The following is a 20,010-nucleotide window of genomic DNA, read 5'->3' as shown; positions in this document are numbered from 1 at the left end:
CAGGAACTGACGTGCGCCGTACCCGTTGATACGCTTTCCACCCGGAAAGCCGATTGATGCGCATCAAAGGCCTGAAAGAACCACCCGTCATACGCCTGCCGCCGAAATCCAACCTGGAACTCGCATTGACGCGTGGCGCGCAGGTGGCCATCCTGTTCCTTGGCTTCCTCGGCCTCGTGGTTGCGCTCCAGGCAGGACGCTTCCTGCTCGCTCCGGTCGCGCTTGCCGTCACCATCGGGCTAATGCTGAGCCCTGCCGCCTTGCAGTTGGAGAAGCGGGGCGTGCCTCCGAGCCTCTCCGCGGCTGCAGCCGTGGCCATCTTCATCGTGGTGGTCAGCTCTCTTGGTGCCGCGATCGCGACGCCGCTCGCATCCTGGGCCGGCCAAGTGCCGCAGATCTGGAACAAGTTGCAGCTTCAGCTGACAAGCCTCTCGGAACCCCTTGCCATCATCAGGAGCGTGCGCGAGGAAATCCGCGCCGCAGCGGGCGGTTCGGGCGTCACCGTCTCGGTCGAAGAGGGCTCGGCGATGGAGAACGTGGCCACCCTGGCACCGGCACTGATCGCGCAGGTCCTGATCTTTCTCGCCAGCCTCTACTTCTTCATCGCCACGCGGCACGACACACGGCTGGTGACTCTGAAGCTGTGCACCGGCCGGCGGCTGCGCTGGCGCGTCGCCCACATCTTTCGCGATGTCGAGGATCTGATCTCCAGCTATCTCGCGGCGATCACCCTCATCAATGCCATGCTCGGTCTTTCCGTCGGCATCGCCCTTTGGTTCCTGGACGTGCCTTCGGCACCGCTATGGGGAGCGCTGGCCGGCATCCTGAATTTCATCGTCTATATCGGCCCGGCGGTGATGGCCGCGATCCTCTTCGGCGTAGGACTTGCGAGCTTCGACACCTTTCTAGGCGGCCTCCTGCCGCCGGTCGCCTATCTTGCGCTCAACGCCGTCGAGGCTCAGTTCGTCACTCCCATGACGATTGGCCGCCGGATGACACTCAATCCCTTCCTGGTGTTCCTGGCAGTGGCGTTCTGGCTGTGGCTCTGGGGACCGGTGGGAGGCTTCATCGCCATACCAGCGCTCCTCACACTCCTCGCCATTGTTCGCAACATCGTCCCCGGCTTCGAATGGGGCTTTCCGAAAGAAAGGCGCCAGCAGTATTCGCGCTTGCCCTAAGGTGTGTTGAGATTCATGAGGCGCGGAGTGGGCTATCGCCACAGCCATATCCTGAATCTCAACAGTCCCTAGGTCATGATGTCGCTTCGTTGAATTGTCGTCATGATCTAACTATTTGTTTTAGTATGATCTTTTCCAAAAACCGGTATCCGTTTTTGGAGATCATACTCTAGAGACGGAGCCTTTTAGGTCAGGCTCCAAGTGTCAGCCTCGCCGTGCCTTCTCCAGCGCTGCCCCCAGCTCTGCCTCGAAGACGGTGATCTCGGGCTCCGGGCCGACGCTGACGCGGATGCAGCGGTCGAGGCCGGGGGCCATGGGCTTTCGCACGAAGACGTCGCGCGCGCCGAGCGCTTCGAGCACCCGCATGGCGAAGGCGCCGTCGCCGCCGCAGTCGATGGTGACGAAATTGGTCGCCGAGGGGAGGGCGGCAAGCCCGTGCGCGCCGGCGACCGCCGTGAGGCGCTGCCGGCAGGCGTCGACGGCCTCGACCACCCACTCAAGATGCGCCCGGTCGTTGAGTGCGGCAAGGGCGGCCGCCTGCGTCATGCGCGTCATGCCGAAATGGTTGCGCACCTTGTCGAAGGCGCGGATCGCCTCCGCCTCGCCGATCGCATAGCCGCATCTGAGCCCCGCCAGCCCGTAGGCCTTGGAGAAGGTGCGCATGCGCAGGACGTTGGGCCGCGCCGGCTCGAGCGGCGGCAGGGCGGAGGCGGGCGCGGTCTCGCAATAGGCCTCGTCGAGCACCAGCATAGTGGTCTCGGGGAGCGCTGCGATGAAGCGGGCGATCTCGTCCGCTTCCCACCAGGTGCCCATGGGATTGTCCGGGTTGGAGAGGTAGACGATGCGCGCCTTCTCGCGCCGCACGGCCTCAAGCAGCCCGTTGAGGCTCTCCCGGTCGTCCTCGTAGGGTACGGTGACGAGCCGCGCGCCGAAGCCGGCCACATGATAGTTGAAGGTGGGGTAGGCGCCGAGCGAGGTGACGACCGGCGTGCCCGGCTCCGCATACTGCCGCACGATGAGGCCGAGCAGCCCGTCGATGCCTTCGCCGACAACGATGTTTTCCGGTGCCACGCCGTGAAGGGCGGCGAGCGTGTGCCTGAGGTCGTGGCTCTCCGGGTCGCCATATTTCCACATCTCGGGCGCGGCCGCCCGCATCGCCTCGACCACTTTGGGCGAGGGGCCGAAGCCGTTCTCGTTGGCGCCGAGCCGGGCGCGGAAGGGCCGCCCGCGATTGCGCTCCTGCGTTTCCGGTCCGACGAAGGGCACGGTGGCGGGAAGGCTGTCGACAAGCGGGGTGAGGGGAGGGCGCTGGGGCATGGGCGTTTCGGCTTTTGAAGGTGTCGTCGGTCTTCTTTAAGGCCGCGGGCGCCTGGTGCAAAGTGGGTGGGGTGTTGCTTACTTGGAAGGGATGGAGATGCCGGTGCCCTTTCGCGCCCCTCTGTCCTGCCGGACATCTCCCCCACACGGGGGGAGATTGGCTGCCGCGGCGACTTTCGCCAATCGCTGACATCGCAGAACAGGTGCCGGCGCAAGCGGCCGGCGCAATCTCCTACCTCGTGGGGGAGATGTCCGGCAGGACAGAGGGGGGCGCGAAGGGCGCGGGCGCCCCAAAGACGCTCGCCCTATGCCGCCGCGCCCGCCCTCTTTGCCTGCTTGCGGCAGGTCATTTCCAGTACGTCGACGCAGGGGTCGAGGTCGCTTGTCGCCAGGTGGGCGTAGCGCATTGTCATCTGCAGGGTCTGGTGGCCGAGCCACATTTGCACGCGGCGCATGTCGATCCCGCCCTGCACCAGGCGGGAGGCGCAGGTGTGGCGCAGGACGTGCGGCACCACCTGGGTGTCGGTCCCGAGGCCGACCTCGGCCTTGGCCTCGTTCCAGATGGCGCGGAAAGGCGCCTGCTGCAGCATGGCGAAGGGGCCCTTATGCCCGTTTTTCGGGATTTTCACGGCGCGTTGCGCGCGGGCGGTCATGGGAACGGTGCGGCTGCGCGCGGATTTGGTGATCCAGAAGCTGGCGCGCCCGCCCTGCACGTCGTTCCAGGTCAGCCCGATCGCCTCGCCCAGTCTGCAGCCCGTGTCCACCAGGAAAATGCACAGCCTGTAGGCGTCTTCGCTGCGCGCGCGGATGGCGGTGAACAGCCTCGTCTCCTCCTCCATGTCGAGGAAACGGATCCGCCCCGCTCTCTCCTTCTGCCGCCGGAATTCCGGCAGACTGTGGATGCATCCCATCTTATATGCCTTCCGCAGCAACTTGCTCAGCGCCGCCATCTTTCTGTTGATGGTCGCGTTGCTGTTCCCGCGGGAGCGTAATTTTCCGATCAGGTCGTCGAGCGTTTCCTGATCGAAGGCGCTGAAGCGCCTGGCTAGCAGCAGTTCATCCAGTTCGCCGATGAATGAGGTGACGTTGTATTTGTGTCGTCCGGGTTCCCAGAGAACGTCGCCGAACTTGGCGAAGAGTTCCTTGAGGCTGAACGTATCGACAACCCGCAACGGCGTGGTGCCGAACGTCACCGAATACTCGGCTACCGGGCTCGTGACCCATTCATCATTGTTGCTGCCAACGGCATGCAGATCATGAGGCATAACGATCGAGACGCTCTGCTGTAGAAACTAAACTTTATCAGCAGTTTATCGCCGCCACGGACCGTGTCCGCGGTATGCGATGCATCTCCATCCCTTGCAGCCATAGAACCGTTCGTCTGGCCTTGCCGGCCATAAAAGCCGCTATTTCAAAGGCACCAGCCCTGAAGTTTTTTGATGAGCTATGGCTGTGCTCTTCTGCATTTACACCCTTCCCCAACGGGAAAAATACAGACCACCCTTTTTCGCCCTGAACCACCATTCAGTCCCCCCTTAGCGCCAGCCCCGGTCACACAATATGATGTGTGGTTATATTCGATAAGAGGGCTTTACTTGGGATTGAACGGAGATGCAACGCCCGGTGACCGAAGTCACCGGGCGCAAGAGTTGACCGCTTAGAAGTTGCGGTCGAAGCGCAGGAAGCCGCCGACGTGGCCGTCGTCGTAGTTGTCGCCGTCGAAGTAGTTGACCGCGAGCTTCGTGTTGAAGTTCTCGACCAGCTCGTAATCGACCACAGCGCCGAGGGCGTAGTTGTCGGCACTATCGAAGTGGGCGTCGGCGAAGTACTGGCCACCGAAGCCGACCGACAGCTTCGGCGTCGCGGCGTACTTCAGGTAGCCGCCGGCCGTCCACTCATAGCCACCGAAGCCGTCCTTCGAGACCGAGTAGAAGCTCTCGTCGGACTCGTAGGTGCCCATGAGCTCAACCGTGAGCTGCTCGGTGGCCTTGATCTTGGCGATCGCCTTGGCGGCCCACTCTTCGGCCGTGGCGTCGTAGGCGCCCCAGACGTTGAAGCTGCCCCAGCCCTGCGCGATGCCGACGTTGCCGACCACGTTCGGCGTGTAGTCCTCGTTGTAATCGGCCTCTTCGAGGGCGATCGTGACGAAGACGCCGTTGGCGGCATCGAAGGTGTAGCGCATGAAGTGGACGCGGTCGCCGCCGCCGTTGTCGAACTCGCCGGAAAGGGCGGCGTCGTACAGCGTGTCGGACAGACCCATGGAGAAGCCGCCGAGCGAGATGATCGCCTGCTGGACGCGGATCCAGTTGTTGTCGTCGGGGTTGCCGACGCTGCCGCTCTTGACGTCGCCGCGCAGCTCGATGAAGCCGCCGAGCGTGCCGTACTCGGTCTCCGAGCGGGCGTCGACTGTCAGCGTGCCACGGGCGAGCTTGCGCCAGCCGTCGTCGTCCTCGTCAAAGCCGATCTCGTAACGGACATAGCCGCCGATCTTGAGGCAGGTCTCGGTGCCGGGGATGTAGAAGAAGCCGGCGCCGTAGACGTCGCAGACGCTGTCGGCCGCCTGGGCGCCCGTAGCGGCGACCGTGGCGGCCGCGGAGCCAATGAGAAGGCTCTTAATGTTCATTTTCTGACCTCCAGTCTGAATCGCGGCCGGAGGGCGGAAGTGGTTGATTTTGCTTGGAAAGCGAATCGGAATGAAGATTCCGCGCTGTCAGGGGAAGACTGCGTCTCGAGGAAAAAGAGCGTTCGCGAACGGCGGAACGGTCTGGCAGCCGCCTTCGCCATGGCTTCGGGAGACGGGTGGCCTGCAAGCCGAAGCCCGCAGGGCGAAGGCTGGCGGAGAGGATGGGATTCGAACCCACGAGGCCCTTTTGGGGCCTACTCCCTTAGCAGGGGAGCGCCTTCGACCACTCGGCCACCTCTCCGTGGCAAGGCTGGATAAAGAAAAGCGGCGGCACAATCAACATGTCTTGCATGCTTCGCGCATACTAATGACACCGTAGCGCGCAAGGCGCCTCCTCCACTGTCCGGCCGCGCCACGAATCGCGCCGGCCATAAAGGCGCAGATGGGCGCCGGCAAACGTGAATTCAATGCGCACGATTCGCCCTTTCGCGCCGAGCTGCGGTGTGGAAAAGAGAAAAAATCTCCGGCGTTTCCTACCGTAGCCGCCCCGTAACCTTAACGATCCATTACCGTAGCCCGCTCAATCGTGGCTTTTGTGCAACAGGTGCCGTCGATAGCGTGTGCGTGACGGCGAAGGTGCGGCAATCGCGGTTGATCCCCGGCCCGGCGTGAGTAATGTCGGCTTGGAAGAAGGAGCGCCGGGGGCGCAACTTTTTCGTACCGTGGGGATGGGGCAGGGAAAGCTGTCCTTCAGCAAAATACCCAGACCCGTATTTAGAACTTTTGACTGGAGGTCAGAAAATGAACATTAAGAGCCTTCTCATTGGCTCCGCGGCCGCCACGGTCGCCGCTACGGGCGCCCAGGCGGCCGACGCCATCTTCGTTCCCGAGCCGGAGCCGATGGAATATGTCCGCGTCTGCGACGTCTACGGCGCCGGCTTCTTCTACATCCCCGGCACCGAGACCTGCCTCAAGATCGGCGGCTATGTCCGTTACGAGATGGGCTACACGAGCGGTGACTTCGGCGACGCCGATGGCTGGGATAAGCTTGCCCGTGCCACGGTCACGTTCGACGCCCGCTCGGAGACCGAATACGGCACGCTCGGCGGCTTCATCGAGTTGCGTCTGCAGTCGACGGGCACTGATCCGGTCTTTATCCCGGGGATCAACGAGGGGGATCACCTTTCGCAGGGCCTTAATTCCTCGACGTCTCGAGTCCAGCAGGCGATCCTCTCGCTCGGCGGCCTCTCTATGGGTGTGTCCGACACGCTCTATGACGCCGGTCTTTCGGGTGAGTTCGACCAGGGCGGCGGCGACCGCGTCAACTTCGTCCGCTACACCTTCGATACCGCCAACGGTATGTTCGTGTCGGTGGCGCTCGAAGAGGTGGACGACGCCTACGACTGGACGCCGAACGTGGTCGGCAACGTCGGTGTCTCCCAGGCTTGGGGCAGCGCGAACCTGTGGGGCGCTTACGACGCCACGGCCGAAGAGTGGGCCGCCAAGGCGATCGTGGCGTACGATCCCGGCACCGCCTTCTTCGCCGAGGCCATCGCGACCTACGAAAGCGGCATCAGCTACTACTCGGTTGATCCGTTCGGCGGTATCGGCCACGGTTTCACGGATGATCTCGACGACCACCCGCGTGTCGGTGCCGAGTGGAGCGCTGGCGGTCTCGTCGGCTACCACATCAACCCGCGTCTCAAGGCCTCGATCGGTGCGCAGTACTTCGGCAATGTCGGGCACGACCCGCTCTTCGGGGATGACCTCGACGCGATCAAGGTTGGCGCTACCATCGACTACGAGATCGTCGAGAACTTCAACGCCAAGCTGGCCATCAACTACACCAAGTTCGATGGCGATGTTCCTTTTGTCGTCGATGGCGTGGCGGGCAGCTTGCACAATCCCGACCAGTGGCACGGCTTCCTGCGCTTCGATCGCAACTTCTAATCGCGGTTGGAAGAGCAGCTTGAAAGGACCCGGCGGGCTTGCCCGCCGGGTTTTTCTATATCCGCGCCCTTTCAGCGCGCGTCAGGAAAGCGCCGATGCGGCGCGGCAGATCGCCGGTCTCCAGAAGCGGGGCGTGGCCCTGGCCCTCGACGGTGATGGAATCGAGGCGCGGATGCCGGCGTGCCATCTCGGCGAGGGTCTCGGCCGAAAGCAGCGCCGAGTTGGCGCCGCGGATCGCCAGCAGCGGGACGCCTCCCAGCCCCTCGAATTGCGGCCAGTTGGCCGGCAGAGGCAGGCTGAGGTCGATCGTTCTCAGCGTCTTGACGAGGCGCGGGTCGAAGTCGGCGGTAAGGCGGCCGTCCTCGATGCGGTAGAGCGCCCGCGTCTGGCGTTCCCAATCCGCCTTAGAAAGCCCGGAGAAGGCCTGCCCGTGCGCCGCCTTCTGCAGGCGGACGGCCTCCTCGATGCTTTGCGGCTTCGGCGCGTTCTCCAGATAGCTGCGGATATGCGCCAAGCCCGCCCCCTCGATGACCGGGCCGATATCGTTCAGCACCACGGCCCCCAGCGCCGCCGGCCGCATCGCCGCCAGCGCCATGATGATGAGCCCGCCGCGCGAGGTGCCGATGAAGGCGGCATGCTCCACGCCCAGCACCGTCAGCCCGGCCGAGATGTCGGCGGCCTCGGTCGCAATATTGTAGTTGCGCCAGGCGCGGTCATACGCCGACCGGCCGCGGCCGCGATAATCGAAGGCGATGACCTGGCGCGGCGTCTTCTCATCGCCCGCAAGGAGCAGGGCAAGCGCGTGAAAATCGCCGGCGTTGCGGGTGAGGCCGGGCAGGCAGACGACAGGCAGCCTGCCGTCCCGCGATTTGCCGTAGACGCGCGCGTGGAGCCTCAGCCCATCGCTGGAGGTGTAGAAGAAGTCGGAAAAACCGTCCTGCAAAGCCTCGCTCCCGCCCGTGTTGGTCTTTCAAGAGGTGTGGAGCTTCATGGGAAATATGGTGGAGGGCAAGTCCTCTCGCGCGCGATATTCTGATACTTGCGGATGGCGATGGGGCGCAGGCATTTCAGGCGGTTTCCTGAAATCCCCGCCTCACCGTCCCTTCACCAGATCCTCCTCGATGTCGAAGCGGCCGGTCAGCCGCATCTTGTAGACCTGGTAGTTCTCCATCACGCGCTGCACATAGGTGCGCGTTTCGGTGAAGGGGATGCGCTCGATCCAGTCCACCACTTCGTCGAGCGGTGCGCCGCGCGGGTCGCCGTAGCGTTCCATCCAGTCCTCGGCGCGGCGCGGGCCGGCGTTGTAGCCGACGAAAGTGAGGATATAGGAGCCGTCGAAGCGGCCGAGCTGCTCGCTGAGATAGGCCGAGCCGAGCGTCGCGTTGTAGCCGGCGTCGGTGGTGAGCCGGGGGGCGGAGTAGGCAAGGCCCGCCTTCCGCGCCATGGCCTTGGCCGTCCCCGGCATGAGCTGCAGAAGCCCGCGCGCGCCGGCGCTGGAAACCGCGCCCGTGTTGAACTCGCTCTCCTGCCGCGCGATGGCGTAGGCGAGCGCCTTGCCGGCGTCCGAGACGGAGGCGCTTGCCGGTATGGCGCCCACGGGATGCGCCAGCATACCGATCTCCAGCCCGCGGCCGGCGGCGGCCTTGCCGATGCGCAGCGCCAGGTAGTGGTTGCCGCTCTCTTCCGCCATCGCCGCCAGAAGCGCCAACTCGCCGGTATTCGAAAGGTCTTCGGCAAGATCACGGTAGAGGATGCCGGCATAGCGGTCCTCGCCGGCTGCCTCGAGCCGCCGGATCGCCTGCACGCTCCTGCGCCCGGAAAACCGCCGGCGCTCCAGGTCCGTCGGCTCCGGATGGGCGGCGTCTAGGATGGAGCGGTCGAGCTTGGCGGCAGCGAGCTGGCCGTAGAAGGCCGTGCCGTAGGCGGCGGCCTGCCGGTAATAGTCCTTGGCGTCTCCCGGCCCGCCCGCTTCCGCCGCCCGGCCGAGCCAGTAAAAGGCGCGGGCGCGAGAAATCGGGCCGTCGGCGATCTTGGCGATCCCGGCGAAATGGCGGGCGGCGGTCTTCGCCTGGCCGAGGCTGCGCAGCGCGTACCAGCCGGCGTGGAATTCCGCGTCCGCCCTGCTTGCCCGGTTTCCGCCGACATGGCCGGCGGCGACCTGGTAGGCGGTTTTCGCCTCGCCGATGTCCAGGAGTTCGCGCGACAGCACCCGCCGTTCGAACCACCAGGTATCCGGATCGACCAGCTTTGCAACATCCCGCGGCGCCGACCGCATCACCTGTGCGGCCTCGCGGAACTTCTCCGTTCGCCGCAGGTAGCGCGCCTTGGCGAAGACGTAGCCGGCCGTGCGCTCGCCCTCCGGCACGGCGTCGAGCAGCTTGCCCGCCTCGCGCTGGTTGCGGATGACGGCCGCCCAGGCCCGCGTCAGCGCCTCGCCGCCGGCAAGTTTCGCCACTCGCTCGGCCGAGCGCACGCGGTCATCGTACAGCATGCGCTCCATCCGGTGGCGGTGGTCCGCTGCCGGTATCAGGCCGCCGAATTCCTTCAGGAGCGCGGCCTCCTGCCTCGGCCCCAGCTTTTCGCTGCGCCAGAAAGGGGAGAGCACGGCCCGCGCCGCGCCGCGGTTGCCGAGGGCGGTATGCGCGCGGGCGAGCGCCATCGTGCCTTCGAAGGTTGTGGGGCGCTTGCCGGCGAAGGCGGCGATGACGTCGCTCGCCGGCAGGTTCTCACGGAAGAGCGCGCGCTCGCCGTTGGCGCGCAGCCGCGCCATGCCGGGCCACCTGGAAAGAGCCTTCGCGGTCTCGGCGATCTCCCGGCTGCGCACGCCCCCGGCATTGGAAAGGGCGATGGCCCAGCCCATGATCGCGTGGTCGAGAGAACCCTCTTTTAGCCTTTCCCGTGCCTTTCTGGCGGCCGTGGTATCCCCCTTCGACAGCGCCTGAAGGCCCTCTTTCAATAACACTAGGTTTCCTTGCGGGTTGAGGATGCCGGCGGCGAAGGGAAGCGAGGCGGCCATCGCCGCCTTGTCCAGCGGCGCGTAGGGACGCGGCGTCGGCAGCGGTGCCTCGCCGGGGAGGCTGTCGGCCTGTGCCCCCACCCCGGATACGGAAAGCCCCAGTGCCAGCGCCGTCAGCGCCGCTTTCGTCTTCAACAACCCTGCCACCCAATGATCGCCACAAAGGCGCAAATATTCACCCCATCCTATTTCATGGGCAGTGAAAAGCGCGTTAAAGAAGGGTTATCGGGCATGATGGCGTTGTGCCAATAACCATTCGCTATGCGGTTCTTGCGGGCTTAGCGTGGCAACACTATGGTGCCGCGCTCCATGATCGGGTAGAAGCGCCGGTCGGCCGCCTGCCGAAGCGGGTATGCCGGGAGCAGAATCGAGGAGTTTCGGGAAATGTTCAGGGGTTCCATCACAGCGCTGGTGACGCCGTTCCGTCAGGATGGAAGCCTGGATAAAGACGCTTTCAGCGCGTTTGTTGAATGGCAGATCGAGGAGGGCACGACTGGCCTCGTCCCGGTCGGCACGACAGGTGAATCGCCGACGCTGACCCATGATGAACACCGCGAGGTGGTGCGGCTATGCGTGGAGGCGGCGGCTGGCCGCGTTCCCGTGATCGCCGGCGCCGGCTCCAATTCGACGCGCGAGGCGATCGGCTTCGTCGAGCACGCCGAAAAGGTGGGAGCGGATGCCGTCCTCGTCGTCACGCCTTACTACAACAAGCCCAACCAGAAGGGCCTCTACGAGCACTTCGCGGCCGTGGCGCGTGCCACCAGGCTGCCGATCCTCATCTACAATATCCCCGGGCGCTCGGTGATAGACATGACGCCCGAGACCATGGGCCGGCTTGCCGCCGATTTCAGAAACATCGCGGGCGTGAAGGACGCCACCGGCAAGGTGGAGCGTGTGTCGGAGCAGCGCATGACCTGCGGCAAGGATTTCATCCAGCTTTCCGGCGAGGACGCTTCTGCGTTGGGCTTCAACGCCCATGGCGGCGTCGGCGCGATCTCGGTGACCGCCAACGTGGCGCCGCGGCTATGCTCCGAGTTCCAGGAAGCCACGCTCAACGGCGACAAGGAAAGGGCGCTCGACCTGCAGGACCGCCTGATGCCGCTGCACAAGGCGCTGTTCATTGAGCCGGGGCTCTGCGGCGCCAAATACGCGCTGTCGCGCCTTGGAAAGGTGGAGAATTCCGTTCGCTTGCCGCTCGTGACCGTGGAGGCCTCGACGGCCGAGAAGATCGACGCGGCGATGATGCACGCCGGGCTGATGAACTGACGGCGCCGGCGCGCATTCCCATTCCATGGCCAAAGACAAGAACCCCAACATCAAGACCGTTGCCGAGAACCGCAAGGCGCGCTTCGCCTATGAAGTGATGGACACGCTGGAAGCGGGCCTCGTCCTGACCGGCACGGAGGTGAAGTCGCTGCGCGAGGGGCAGGCCAACATCCAGGAGTCCTATGCCTCCGTGGAGGGCGGCGAACTCTGGCTCATCAATTCCTATGTGCCCGAATACTTCGCCGGCAACCGCTTCAACCACGAGCCGCGCCGCCGCCGCAAGCTCCTGGTTTCCAAGAAGGAACTCGCCCGTCTGGCCCAGGCCGTCGACCGCGAAGGCATGACCATGGTGCCGCTGAAGCTCTATTTCAACGAGCGCGGCATCGCCAAGCTGCAGATGGCGCTCGCCCGCGGCAAGAAGCTGCACGACAAGCGCGAGACCGAGAAGAAGCGCGACTGGGCGCGGGAGAAGGCGCGGCTGTTGAAGGAGAAGGGGTGAGGTGGGGAATAGTGAATAGTGAGTAGTGAGTAGTGAGTAGTGAAATAGGTAAAGTATCGGCAGTTATGACTTGAATTCAATCTGCATCACGGCTTAAGCTTCACTATTCACTATTCACTATTCACTATTCACTATTCACTATTCACTCAAAAACGCCCGCACCCTCCCGAAAACCTCCACGAACATCGCCTCCGTCAGCCTTCCCGTATTCGTGTTGTACCTTGAGCAGTGATAGCTGGAGAAGATGCGGAGGCTGCCGGCGTCCTGGTTCGCGCCGTGGGCGAAGGGGAGGGCGCGGACGGGGAGGCCGAGCGCGCGCACCGTCGACTGGTGGGCGATGGTGCCGAGCGTGACGATCGCCCTGAGATTGGCGAAGCGCTCGATCGTCGGGGCGAGATAATGCTTGCGGCAGGTATTGATCTCACCGCCCACCGGCTTGTTCTCCGGCGGCACGCAGCGCACGGCGTTGGTGATGGCGGCGTCGACCAATTCCAGCCCGTCGTCGGGGCGCGCGTCGAAGGTGCCGCGCGCGAAGCCGAAACGGGTCAGCGTCTCGTAGAGAAGCGTGCCGGCAAAATCGCCGGTGAAGGGGCGGCCGGTCCGGTTGGCACCACGCAGGCCCGGCGCAAGGCCGACGATGAGGAGCCGCGCGTCATCGTCGCTGCCGGCCGGTGCGAAGGTTGGCACCGGCGCGTTGAACCATGCCGGCTCGCGCTCGCGCCAGCCGGCGATGAAGGTGCTGAGGCGCGGGCAATGGGAACAGTCCCGAGGCGGCTCGGCGCAGAGGCTCATTCGGCCTCGTTGGGCTCGAAATCGTGCGGCTCGCTACGGCGCATCGGCCGTTCGGACGGGTCCCGCCCGACCTCTCCCTGCAGCGAGGCGAGGTCGATGTAATTGTCGGCCTGCCGGCGCAACTCGTCGGAGATCATCGGCGGCTGCGACTGGATGGTGGAGACGATGCTCACCTTGCGGCCCTTGCGCTGCAAAGCCTCGACCAGCGTGCGGAAATCCCCGTCGCCGGAGAACAGCACGTAGTGGTCCACCACGTCGGCGAGCTCGAGCGCGTCGATCGCCAGCTCGATGTCCATGTTGCCCTTGATCTTGCGGCGGCCGGTGGAATCGGTGAACTCCTTGGCAGGCTTGGTCACCACCTTGTAGCCGTTGTAGTCGAGCCAGTCGATGAGCGGACGGATGGAGGAGTACTCCTGGTCCTCCACCAGGGCCGTGTAATAATAGGCACGCAGCAGATAGGCACGTTTCTGAAAGCTGGAGAGCAGCTTGCGGTAGTCTATGTCAAATCCGAGCGCGCGTGACGTGGCGTAAAGATTCGCACCGTCAATGAACATAGCGATCTTTTCGCGGGGGTCGAACATGGTACAAATATCCTTCGTGGCAATCGGCTGCGCAGGAATAGCTCATGGCGCCATTACACAGCCGGCGCCGAAATGGTTCAGCATACAAGGTGACATAGTGCGGACTTGTAATCATGCCAATGCAAATTAGTTATAGTCAGTGAAAAATTATCGAGCCTGCGCGGATGTCGTTCCGGCATGACAGGCCCCGCATGAAAGGCAAGGGAGGTGGCGGCTCGTCGCATCCCGCACGGAAGCCTTGTATTTTGCATCCGGAAAAGCTAAGGACCGCGCAGGTTTTCCCGCAAGTTTTGTGCAATGAAAGGGGCAGACAATGGCCCGTGTCACCGTTGAAGACTGCATCGACAAGGTCGAGAACCGCTTCGACCTCGTGCTTCTCGCCGCCCATCGGGCGCGCCAGGTCTCCCAGGGCGAGCCGATCACCATCGACCGCGACAATGACAAGAACCCGGTCGTGGCGCTGCGCGAGATCGCCGACGAGACGCTGTCGCCCGGCGACCTGAAGGAGGCGCTCATCCATTCCCTGCAGAAGCATGTGGAGGTGGACGAGCCGGAGGCCGACCTGCCGGTCATCGCCGACCTGCCCCAGGCCGCGCCGGAAGCCGAGGCGGCGGAAGAGGAGGGCGTGTCCTTCGATCGCATGAGCGAGGAAGACCTGCTTGCCGGCATCGAGGGGCTCGTCCCCCCGGAGAAGAGCGACGATTTCTGATCGTCGACGCGGCCCGCGCGGCTCTTTCGCAGCGGCCCGCACAGGCATATCCTGCCGATGCAACGTCGATATGCGCCGCGTGGGTGACGCGGCGCATGTTTTGTGCATGAGGAGAGGCCGCCCATGATGCGTCAGTACCAGCTTGTCGAGCGCGTGCAGCGCTACAAGCCTGACGTCAACGAGGCGCTTCTGAACAAGGCCTATGTCTACGCCATGCAGAAGCATGGCCACCAGAAGCGCGCCTCGGGCGACCCCTATTTCTCGCATCCCCTCGAAGTCGCCGCCATCCTCACCGACATGCATCTGGACGAATCGACCATCGCCGTCGCTCTCCTGCACGACACCATCGAGGACACCTCGGCCACCCGCGCCGAGATCGACGAACTCTTCGGCCCCGATATCGGCCGCCTCGTCGAGGGCCTGACCAAGCTGAAGAAGCTCGACCTCGTCTCCACCAAGGCCGCGCAGGCGGAGAACCTGCGCAAGCTGCTGCTTGCAGTCTCCGAGGACGTCCGCGTGCTCCTCGTCAAGCTCGCCGACCGTCTGCACAACATGCGCACGCTCGACCACGTGCCGGTTCACAAGAGGCTGAGGATCGCCGAGGAGACGATGGAGATCTATGCGCCGCTGGCCGGCCGCATGGGCATGCAGGATATGCGGGAGGAATTGGAGGAGCTGGCTTTCCGCTACATCAACCCCGAAGCCTTCCATGCGGTCACCGAAAGGCTCGCCGGCCTTCTGGAGCGCAATCGCGGCGTCATCTCCGAGATCGAGGAGGCGCTCGCCAAGCTGTTCAAGAAATACAAGATCAAGGCGACGGTGAAGAGCCGCCAGAAGAAGCCGTGGTCGGTGTTCCGCAAGATGGAGACCAAGGCGCTCTCCTTCGAGCAGCTTTCCGATATCTTCGGCTTTCGCGTCGTCGTCGACACGGTGGACGACTGCTACCGCGCGCTGGGGGCCATTCATTCCACCTGGTCGATGGTGCCGGGGCGCTTCAAGGACTATATCTCGACGCCGAAGCAGAACGACTACCGCTCCATCCACACCACCATCGTCGGACCGTCGCGCCAGCGCGTGGAGCTGCAGATCCGCACGCGCGAGATGAACACCATCGCCGAATACGGGGTGGCGGCGCACTCGCTCTACAAGGATTTCGGCTCGAAGCCGAACGGCCCCGGCCACCGGATATCCAAGGACACCAACGCCTACGCCTGGCTGAGGCACACCATCGAGGCGCTGTCGGAGGGCGACAACCCGGAGGATTTCCTGGAGAACACCAAGCTCGAGCTGTTCCAGGACCAGGTGTTCTGCTTCACGCCCAAGGGAAGGCTGATCGCCCTGCCGCGCGGGGCGACGCCCATCGACTTCGCCTATGCCGTCCATACCGATGTCGGCGATACCTGCGTCGGCGCCAAGGTCAACGGCCGCATCATGCCGCTGATGACGGAACTGAAGAACGGCGACGAGGTCGAGATCATCCGCTCCAAGGCGCAGGTTCCGCCCGCGGCCTGGGAACAGGTGGTGGTCACCGGCAAGGCGCGCTCGGCCATCAGGCGGGCCACCAAGAACGCCATCCGCAAGCAGTATTCGGGCCTCGGCGCGCGCATTCTGGAGCGCGCCTTCGAGCGGGCCGGCAAGACCTACGCCAAGGACGCGCTGAAGCCGGTGCTGCACCGGCTCGCCCGCAAGGACGTGGAGGACGTTTTGGCGGCCGTCGGGCGTGGCGAACTGTCGTCGCAGGATGTCGTCCACGCGGTCTTCCCCGATTACAAGGACGAGCGCGTCACCCAGAGCCCGAAGGCGCGCGAGGAAGGCTGGTTCAACCTGCGCAACGCCGCCGGCATGCTGTTCCAGATCCCCGGCCGCTCCTCGCGCCGCGGCCGCAAGGAAAAGGGCAAGGAGGCGGCCGGCGGCGACAACGGGGCGCTGCCGATCCGCGGCGTGTCGGGCGACCTGCCGGTGCGCTTCGCCCCGGAAGGGGCGGTGCCCGGCGACCGCATCGTCGGCATCCTGCAGCCGGGCTCCGGCATCACCATCTATCCCATCCAGTCGCCGGCGCTGACCGCCTTCGACGACCAGCCGGAGCGCTGGATCGACGTGCGCTGGGACATCGACGAGAACATGAAGGAGCGCTTCCCCGCGCGCCTTTCGATCACCGCCATCAACGAGCCTGGTTCGCTTGCCAGCATCGCCCAGGTGATCGCCACCAACGACGCCAATATCCACATGCTCTCGATGGCGCGCACCGCGCCCGACTTCACCGAAATGATCTTCGACCTCGAGGTCTGGGACCTGAAGCACCTGAACCGCCTCGTCTCCCAGCTCAAGGAGGCGGCCTGCGTGAGCGACGTACGCCGGGTGAACGGGTAGCCGAGCCTCATTTCGGCCGCCAGCTCCCGCTATTGGAAAGTTGCCTGTTTTCCTCGCACGATCCGGCATTACATAGGAGGTCAAAAACCTTGTCGGCCGTGTTGTGGAAGACCCTGTTAACGGCAGCCGCTTATACTCGGCTCGGGGAGTGCTGGCCGGCAGGCCGTGGGGTGCGATAGACAAAGATGCTGTTCAAACGAAGGAAAAGCGTGGACCTCAGTGAGCGAGTAAGGATGCTGGTGTGGCCCCGGCGCTCTTTCTGGCGCTCGGCCCAATATTTCGCCAAGCGCGCGCTGCGGCTGCGGGCAACGCCCCATGCGATCGCCGCCGGCATCGCCGCCGGCGTCTTCGCCTCCTTCACCCCCTTCCTCGGGTTCCACTTCGTCATCGCGGCAGCCGTCGCATGGGTGATGGGCGGCAACCTTGTGGCCTCGGCCATCGGCACCGCCGTCGGCAACCCGCTTACCTTCCCCTTCATCTGGGGCGCCACGCTGGAACTCGGCAAGCTTATCCTCTACGGCCGCCATCCGACCGGCATGGGACCGAGGGACATCGGCCATCTTTTGTGGCACATGGAGTTTTCAAGCCTGTGGCAGCCTTTCCTGAAGCCGATGGCGGTCGGCTCGCTGCCTTTGGGGTTCGCCGTAGGCCTTGCCGCCTACATCCTCACGCGTTGGGGCACCGTCACCTTCCGCGAGCAGCGGCGCAAGCGCCTGGCCGAAAAGGCGCGCCGGCGCGCGGTTGCGCAATCCAATGCGGTGGCGGGTGAGGTTTGATGATTATCGGTCTTGGCAGCGACCTCATAGACATCCGCCGCATCGAAAAGACGCTGGAACGCCACGGCGAACGGTTCGTCCATCGCGTCTTCACCGAGATCGAGCGCGCCAAGTCGGACCGCCGGCGCCTGCGCGCGGCATCCTATGCGAAGCGCTTCGCCGCCAAGGAGGCCTGTGCCAAGGCGCTCGGCACCGGCCTGTCGCGCGGCGTCTTCTGGCGCGACATGGGCGTGGTGAACTTGCCGGGCGGCAAGCCCACCATGCATTTGACCGGCGGCGCGGCGGCCAGGCTCGAGACCATGCTGCCGCCCGGCCACAAGGCGCTCGTTCACCTGACCATCACCGACGATTTCCCCCTGGCCCAGGCCTTCGTCATCATCGAAGCCGTGGCAGACGTGTGACAAAGGGCAACACGAGTGCGTGAGCACATTGCCGTGAGCGGCATGAGCCGATAAGACGAAGCGCAAAAAGGGCCGCGGAGATGTTCGGCCCGCTGCCCTGAACCGAGGACGACATGAGCGTGGCCGACAAATCCCGGAAGAAATCAGGCGGTCTTGGCGAGACCGTCAGCGTCATTGTCCAGGCGCTGCTCCTGGCACTCGTCATCCGTACCCTGCTTTTCCAGCCTTTCTCCATTCCTTCCGGTTCCATGCGCCCGACGCTTCTGGAGGGCGACTATCTGTTCGTCACCAAATGGGCCTACGGTTACTCGCGCCACTCGCTTCCCTTCTCGCCGCCCCTCTTTTCCGGGCGTATCTGGGGCTCGGAGCCGGAGCGTGGCGACGTTGTCGTCTTCAAGTTTCCGCCCAACCCTTCGCTCGACTACATCAAGCGGGTGATCGGCCTGCCGGGCGACCGCATCCAGATGCGCGAGGGCCAGCTCTACATCAACGGCGCGGCGGTGGTGCGTGAGAAGGTCGGCGAGATCGACAATCCCGACATCACCGAGATGACACGGCCCGTCGATGTCTACCGCGAGACGCTGCCCAACGGCGTTTCCTACGACACGCTCGACCTTTCGCCCAACTCCGTCGGCGACAATACGCGCGAATTCGTCGTGCCCGAGGGGCATTACTTCATGATGGGCGACAACCGCGACAATTCCACCGACAGCCGCTTCTCCGTCGGCTTCGTGCCGGAGGAGAACCTCGTCGGCCGCGCCAACATCATCTTCTTCTCCATCGCCGGCGGCGTCAGCCCGCTGGAGATCTGGAAGTGGCCGACCGATATCCGCCCCTCGCGCCTCTTCACCTGGGTCAATTAGCGGCAACGTCATGACAGCCAAGCGTCTCAAGGGAGCGCAGCTGGTGGAGGCGGTGGAACAGCGCACCGGCATCGCCTTCCGCAACGCGTGCCTCCTGGAAAGCGCGCTCACGCATTCGAGCGCGCGCCGCAAGGCTGGCACCGACTATCAGCGGCTGGAATTCCTGGGTGACCGGGTGCTGGGACTCACCATCGCCGAGATGCTTTACGAGGCTTTTCCGGATGCGCCGGAGGGTGAGCTTTCGGTGCGTTTCAATGGGCTGGTCAACGCCGACACGCTCGCTACGATCGCCGACGAATTGGATCTCGGAACGCTGATCCGGACCGGCAACGACCTGCGCTCGCGTGCCGTGCGCAAGCAGGTCAACGCCCTCGCCGACGTGATGGAGTCACTGATCGCCGCCATCTATCTGGAGAGTGGGCTGGAAGCGGCCCGCCGCTTCATCCGCGCCAACTGGGCCGAACGCTCGACGGCGGCGGGCGCGGCGCGCGGCGACCCCAAGACCGCGCTCCAGGAGTGGGCGCACCAGGTCTCCGGCGCCCCGCCGGCCTACCAGATCGAGGGCCGTGAGGGCCCCGACCACGACCCTGTCTTCACCGTCACCGTCGCCATCGCCGGCTATGCGGAAGGGCAGGGCCGCGGCCGCTCCAAGCGTGAGGCGGAACAGGCCGCCGCCACCGAGGTTCTGGTGCGCGAGGGCGTTTGGGAACCGCTGGAAGACGCGTCATGAACGAGCCCGCTTCCTCACCGGGCGAGGGTGGAACCGCCACCCGTTCCGGCTTCGTCGCGCTGATCGGCGCCACCAATGCCGGAAAGTCGACGCTGCTCAACCGGCTGGTCGGCGCCAAGGTTTCCATCGTCACGCATAAGGTGCAGACCACCCGCGCGCTGATCCGGGGGATCGCCATCCACGGCCAGGCACAGATCGTGTTCGTGGATACGCCCGGCATCTTCCGGCCGCGCCGAAGGCTCGACCGGGCCATGGTGACGACCGCCTGGGGAGGCGCCAGGGATGCCGACGTCGTCGCGCTGATCGTCGATGCCGAGCGTGGCATCAGAGGCGATACCGAAGCCATCCTCGACAACCTCGCCAATGTCCGTCAGCCCAAGGTGCTGATCCTCAACAAGGTCGACCGGGTGAAGCGGGAGACTCTTCTGGCGCTGGCCGACGAGGCCAACAAGCGCGCCGATTTCGAGCGCACCTTCATGATCTCCGCGCTCACGGGAGACGGCTGTGACGATCTGATGGCCTATCTGGCCGAAAAGCTGCCAGAGGGGCCGTGGTATTACCCCGAAGACCAGATCTCCGATCTGCCCATGCGCCAGCTTGCCGCCGAGATCACCCGCGAGAAGCTCTACCTGCGCCTGCACCAGGAGCTTCCCTATGCCGCCCATGTGGAGACGGAGAAGTGGGAGGAGCGGAAGGACGGCTCGGTGCGCATCGAGCAGGTGATCTATGTCGAGCGCGACAGCCAGAAGAAGATCGTGCTCGGCCACAAGGGCGCTTCGATCCGCGCCATCGGCCAGGCCGCGCGCGAGGAGATGGCGGCGATCCTGGAGCAGAAGGTGCACCTGTTCCTGTTCGTCAAGGTGCGCGGCGGCTGGGGCGACGACCCCGAACGCTTCCGCGAGCTGGGGCTTGAATTCCCCGAGTGAGGGGACGACAACC

18 protein-coding genes and 1 tRNA gene are annotated in these 20,010 nt (G+C 64.6%); 11 read left to right on the top strand and 8 right to left on the bottom strand.

Annotated elements, in window-relative coordinates; genetic code table 11:
* The first annotated feature begins 56 nt into the window (after positions 1–56).
* Positions 57–1,178 (top strand): AI-2E family transporter, encoded by a 1,122-nt coding sequence (locus GPJ75_RS22735; RefSeq protein ID WP_163271636.1) that lies wholly within the window; start codon positions 57–59, stop codon positions 1,176–1,178.
* Between the two features lie 204 nt (positions 1,179–1,382).
* Here GPJ75_RS22735 and GPJ75_RS22730 read toward each other — a convergent pair whose 3' ends face one another.
* The 4 genes from GPJ75_RS22730 to GPJ75_RS22715 all read right to left on the bottom strand — a co-directional run bounded on the left by GPJ75_RS22730 (position 1,383) and on the right by GPJ75_RS22715 (position 5,419).
* Positions 1,383–2,495 carry a pyridoxal phosphate-dependent aminotransferase gene (locus GPJ75_RS22730; RefSeq protein WP_163271633.1) on the bottom strand — a complete coding sequence of 371 codons (1,113 nt, stop codon included), beginning with the start codon at positions 2,493–2,495 and terminating at the stop codon, positions 1,383–1,385.
* A gap of 305 nt (positions 2,496–2,800) precedes the next feature.
* Positions 2,801–3,760: a tyrosine-type recombinase/integrase gene (locus tag GPJ75_RS22725; protein ID WP_163271631.1), complete on the bottom strand. Its 960-nt coding sequence runs from the start codon at positions 3,758–3,760 to the stop codon at positions 2,801–2,803.
* A 392-nt stretch (positions 3,761–4,152) separates the two neighbouring features.
* Positions 4,153–5,118 carry a porin gene (locus GPJ75_RS22720; protein WP_163271629.1) on the bottom strand — a complete coding sequence of 322 codons (966 nt, stop codon included), beginning with the start codon at positions 5,116–5,118 and terminating at the stop codon, positions 4,153–4,155.
* A 210-nt stretch (positions 5,119–5,328) separates the two neighbouring features.
* Positions 5,329–5,419 (bottom strand) — tRNA-Ser (locus GPJ75_RS22715).
* A gap of 500 nt (positions 5,420–5,919) precedes the next feature.
* Between GPJ75_RS22715 and GPJ75_RS22710 the strand changes: the two genes are divergently transcribed.
* On the top strand, positions 5,920–7,068 hold the full coding sequence (locus GPJ75_RS22710) for a porin (protein ID WP_163271627.1): 1,149 nt from the start codon (positions 5,920–5,922) through the stop codon (positions 7,066–7,068).
* A 55-nt stretch (positions 7,069–7,123) separates the two neighbouring features.
* Here GPJ75_RS22710 and GPJ75_RS22705 read toward each other — a convergent pair whose 3' ends face one another.
* Entirely contained in the window at positions 7,124–8,011 is an 888-nt protein-coding gene (locus GPJ75_RS22705; protein WP_163271625.1) for an alpha/beta fold hydrolase, read from the bottom strand.
* Between the two features lie 150 nt (positions 8,012–8,161).
* A complete protein-coding gene (locus GPJ75_RS22700) occupies positions 8,162–10,219 on the bottom strand; it encodes a lytic transglycosylase domain-containing protein (RefSeq protein WP_425483184.1) in 2,058 nt (685 codons plus the stop codon).
* A 249-nt stretch (positions 10,220–10,468) separates the two neighbouring features.
* Here GPJ75_RS22700 and dapA point away from each other — a divergent pair, with 249 nt between their 5' ends.
* Together dapA and smpB are read left to right on the top strand one after the other, a co-directional pair.
* On the top strand, positions 10,469–11,350 hold the full coding sequence (gene dapA / locus GPJ75_RS22695) for a 4-hydroxy-tetrahydrodipicolinate synthase (RefSeq protein ID WP_163271623.1): 882 nt from the start codon (positions 10,469–10,471) through the stop codon (positions 11,348–11,350).
* Positions 11,351–11,375: 25 nt separating this feature from the next.
* Positions 11,376–11,849 (top strand): SsrA-binding protein SmpB, encoded by a 474-nt coding sequence (gene smpB / locus GPJ75_RS22690; RefSeq protein WP_159592720.1) that lies wholly within the window; start codon positions 11,376–11,378, stop codon positions 11,847–11,849.
* 138 nt (positions 11,850–11,987) lie between these two features.
* Here the strand turns inward: smpB and GPJ75_RS22685 are convergent, their stop codons facing one another.
* Positions 11,988–12,641, bottom strand: coding sequence for a uracil-DNA glycosylase (locus GPJ75_RS22685; protein WP_163271621.1), 654 nt, complete (start codon positions 12,639–12,641; stop codon positions 11,988–11,990).
* On the bottom strand, positions 12,638–13,222 hold the full coding sequence (locus tag GPJ75_RS22680; RefSeq protein WP_163271619.1) for a LabA-like NYN domain-containing protein: 585 nt from the start codon (positions 13,220–13,222) through the stop codon (positions 12,638–12,640). Before GPJ75_RS22680 ends, GPJ75_RS22685 begins: the two co-directional genes overlap by 4 nt.
* A 313-nt stretch (positions 13,223–13,535) precedes the next feature.
* On the opposite strand from GPJ75_RS22680, the gene rpoZ reads away from it, so the two are divergent.
* From rpoZ to era, 7 genes are all read left to right on the top strand, one after another.
* A complete protein-coding gene (rpoZ, locus tag GPJ75_RS22675; RefSeq protein WP_159592729.1) occupies positions 13,536–13,931 on the top strand; it encodes a DNA-directed RNA polymerase subunit omega in 396 nt (131 codons plus the stop codon).
* A gap of 123 nt (positions 13,932–14,054) precedes the next feature.
* A complete protein-coding gene (locus GPJ75_RS22670; protein WP_163271617.1) occupies positions 14,055–16,301 on the top strand; it encodes a RelA/SpoT family protein in 2,247 nt (748 codons plus the stop codon).
* A gap of 185 nt (positions 16,302–16,486) precedes the next feature.
* Positions 16,487–17,077 carry a DUF2062 domain-containing protein gene (locus GPJ75_RS22665; protein WP_163271615.1) on the top strand — a complete coding sequence of 197 codons (591 nt, stop codon included), beginning with the start codon at positions 16,487–16,489 and terminating at the stop codon, positions 17,075–17,077.
* Entirely contained in the window at positions 17,077–17,478 is a 402-nt protein-coding gene (gene acpS / locus GPJ75_RS22660) for a holo-ACP synthase (protein WP_163271613.1), read from the top strand. The genes GPJ75_RS22665 and acpS overlap by 1 nt, the downstream gene beginning before the upstream one ends.
* 113 nt (positions 17,479–17,591) lie before the next feature.
* Positions 17,592–18,341 carry a signal peptidase I gene (gene lepB, locus GPJ75_RS22655; RefSeq protein ID WP_163271611.1) on the top strand — a complete coding sequence of 250 codons (750 nt, stop codon included), beginning with the start codon at positions 17,592–17,594 and terminating at the stop codon, positions 18,339–18,341.
* Between the two features lie 10 nt (positions 18,342–18,351).
* Positions 18,352–19,071, top strand: a complete 720-nt coding sequence (gene rnc / locus GPJ75_RS22650; protein ID WP_163271609.1) for a ribonuclease III — start codon at positions 18,352–18,354, stop codon at positions 19,069–19,071.
* Positions 19,068–19,997 carry a GTPase Era gene (gene era / locus GPJ75_RS22645; RefSeq protein ID WP_163271607.1) on the top strand — a complete coding sequence of 310 codons (930 nt, stop codon included), beginning with the start codon at positions 19,068–19,070 and terminating at the stop codon, positions 19,995–19,997. The genes rnc and era overlap by 4 nt, the downstream gene beginning before the upstream one ends.
* The last annotated feature ends 13 nt before the right edge of the window (positions 19,998–20,010 follow it).

The sequence above is a fragment of the Chelativorans alearensis genome, from assembly GCF_010993735.1.
Lineage (GTDB): Bacteria > Pseudomonadota > Alphaproteobacteria > Rhizobiales > Rhizobiaceae > Chelativorans > Chelativorans alearense.
This window is presented reverse-complemented; position numbering and strand designations above follow the sequence as displayed.

Bases quoted from the DNA above. Each gene is read 5' to 3' on its own strand.
- GPJ75_RS22735 (WP_163271636.1), top strand. From the start codon at position 57: ATGCGCATCAAAGGCCTGAAAGAACCACCCGTCATACGCCTGCCGCCG.
- GPJ75_RS22730 (WP_163271633.1), bottom strand. From the start codon at position 2,495: ATGCCCCAGCGCCCTCCCCTCACCCCGCTTGTCGACAGCCTTCCCGCC.
- GPJ75_RS22725 (WP_163271631.1), bottom strand. From the start codon at position 3,760: ATGCCTCATGATCTGCATGCCGTTGGCAGCAACAATGATGAATGGGTC.
- GPJ75_RS22720 (WP_163271629.1), bottom strand. From the start codon at position 5,118: ATGAACATTAAGAGCCTTCTCATTGGCTCCGCGGCCGCCACGGTCGCC.
- GPJ75_RS22710 (WP_163271627.1), top strand. From the start codon at position 5,920: ATGAACATTAAGAGCCTTCTCATTGGCTCCGCGGCCGCCACGGTCGCC.
- dapA (WP_163271623.1), top strand. From the start codon at position 10,469: ATGTTCAGGGGTTCCATCACAGCGCTGGTGACGCCGTTCCGTCAGGAT.
- smpB (WP_159592720.1), top strand. From the start codon at position 11,376: ATGGCCAAAGACAAGAACCCCAACATCAAGACCGTTGCCGAGAACCGC.
- GPJ75_RS22685 (WP_163271621.1), bottom strand. From the start codon at position 12,641: ATGAGCCTCTGCGCCGAGCCGCCTCGGGACTGTTCCCATTGCCCGCGC.
- GPJ75_RS22680 (WP_163271619.1), bottom strand. From the start codon at position 13,222: ATGTTCGACCCCCGCGAAAAGATCGCTATGTTCATTGACGGTGCGAAT.
- rpoZ (WP_159592729.1), top strand. From the start codon at position 13,536: ATGGCCCGTGTCACCGTTGAAGACTGCATCGACAAGGTCGAGAACCGC.
- GPJ75_RS22670 (WP_163271617.1), top strand. From the start codon at position 14,055: ATGATGCGTCAGTACCAGCTTGTCGAGCGCGTGCAGCGCTACAAGCCT.
- GPJ75_RS22665 (WP_163271615.1), top strand. From the start codon at position 16,487: ATGCTGTTCAAACGAAGGAAAAGCGTGGACCTCAGTGAGCGAGTAAGG.
- acpS (WP_163271613.1), top strand. From the start codon at position 17,077: ATGATTATCGGTCTTGGCAGCGACCTCATAGACATCCGCCGCATCGAA.
- lepB (WP_163271611.1), top strand. From the start codon at position 17,592: ATGAGCGTGGCCGACAAATCCCGGAAGAAATCAGGCGGTCTTGGCGAG.
- rnc (WP_163271609.1), top strand. From the start codon at position 18,352: ATGACAGCCAAGCGTCTCAAGGGAGCGCAGCTGGTGGAGGCGGTGGAA.
- era (WP_163271607.1), top strand. From the start codon at position 19,068: ATGAACGAGCCCGCTTCCTCACCGGGCGAGGGTGGAACCGCCACCCGT.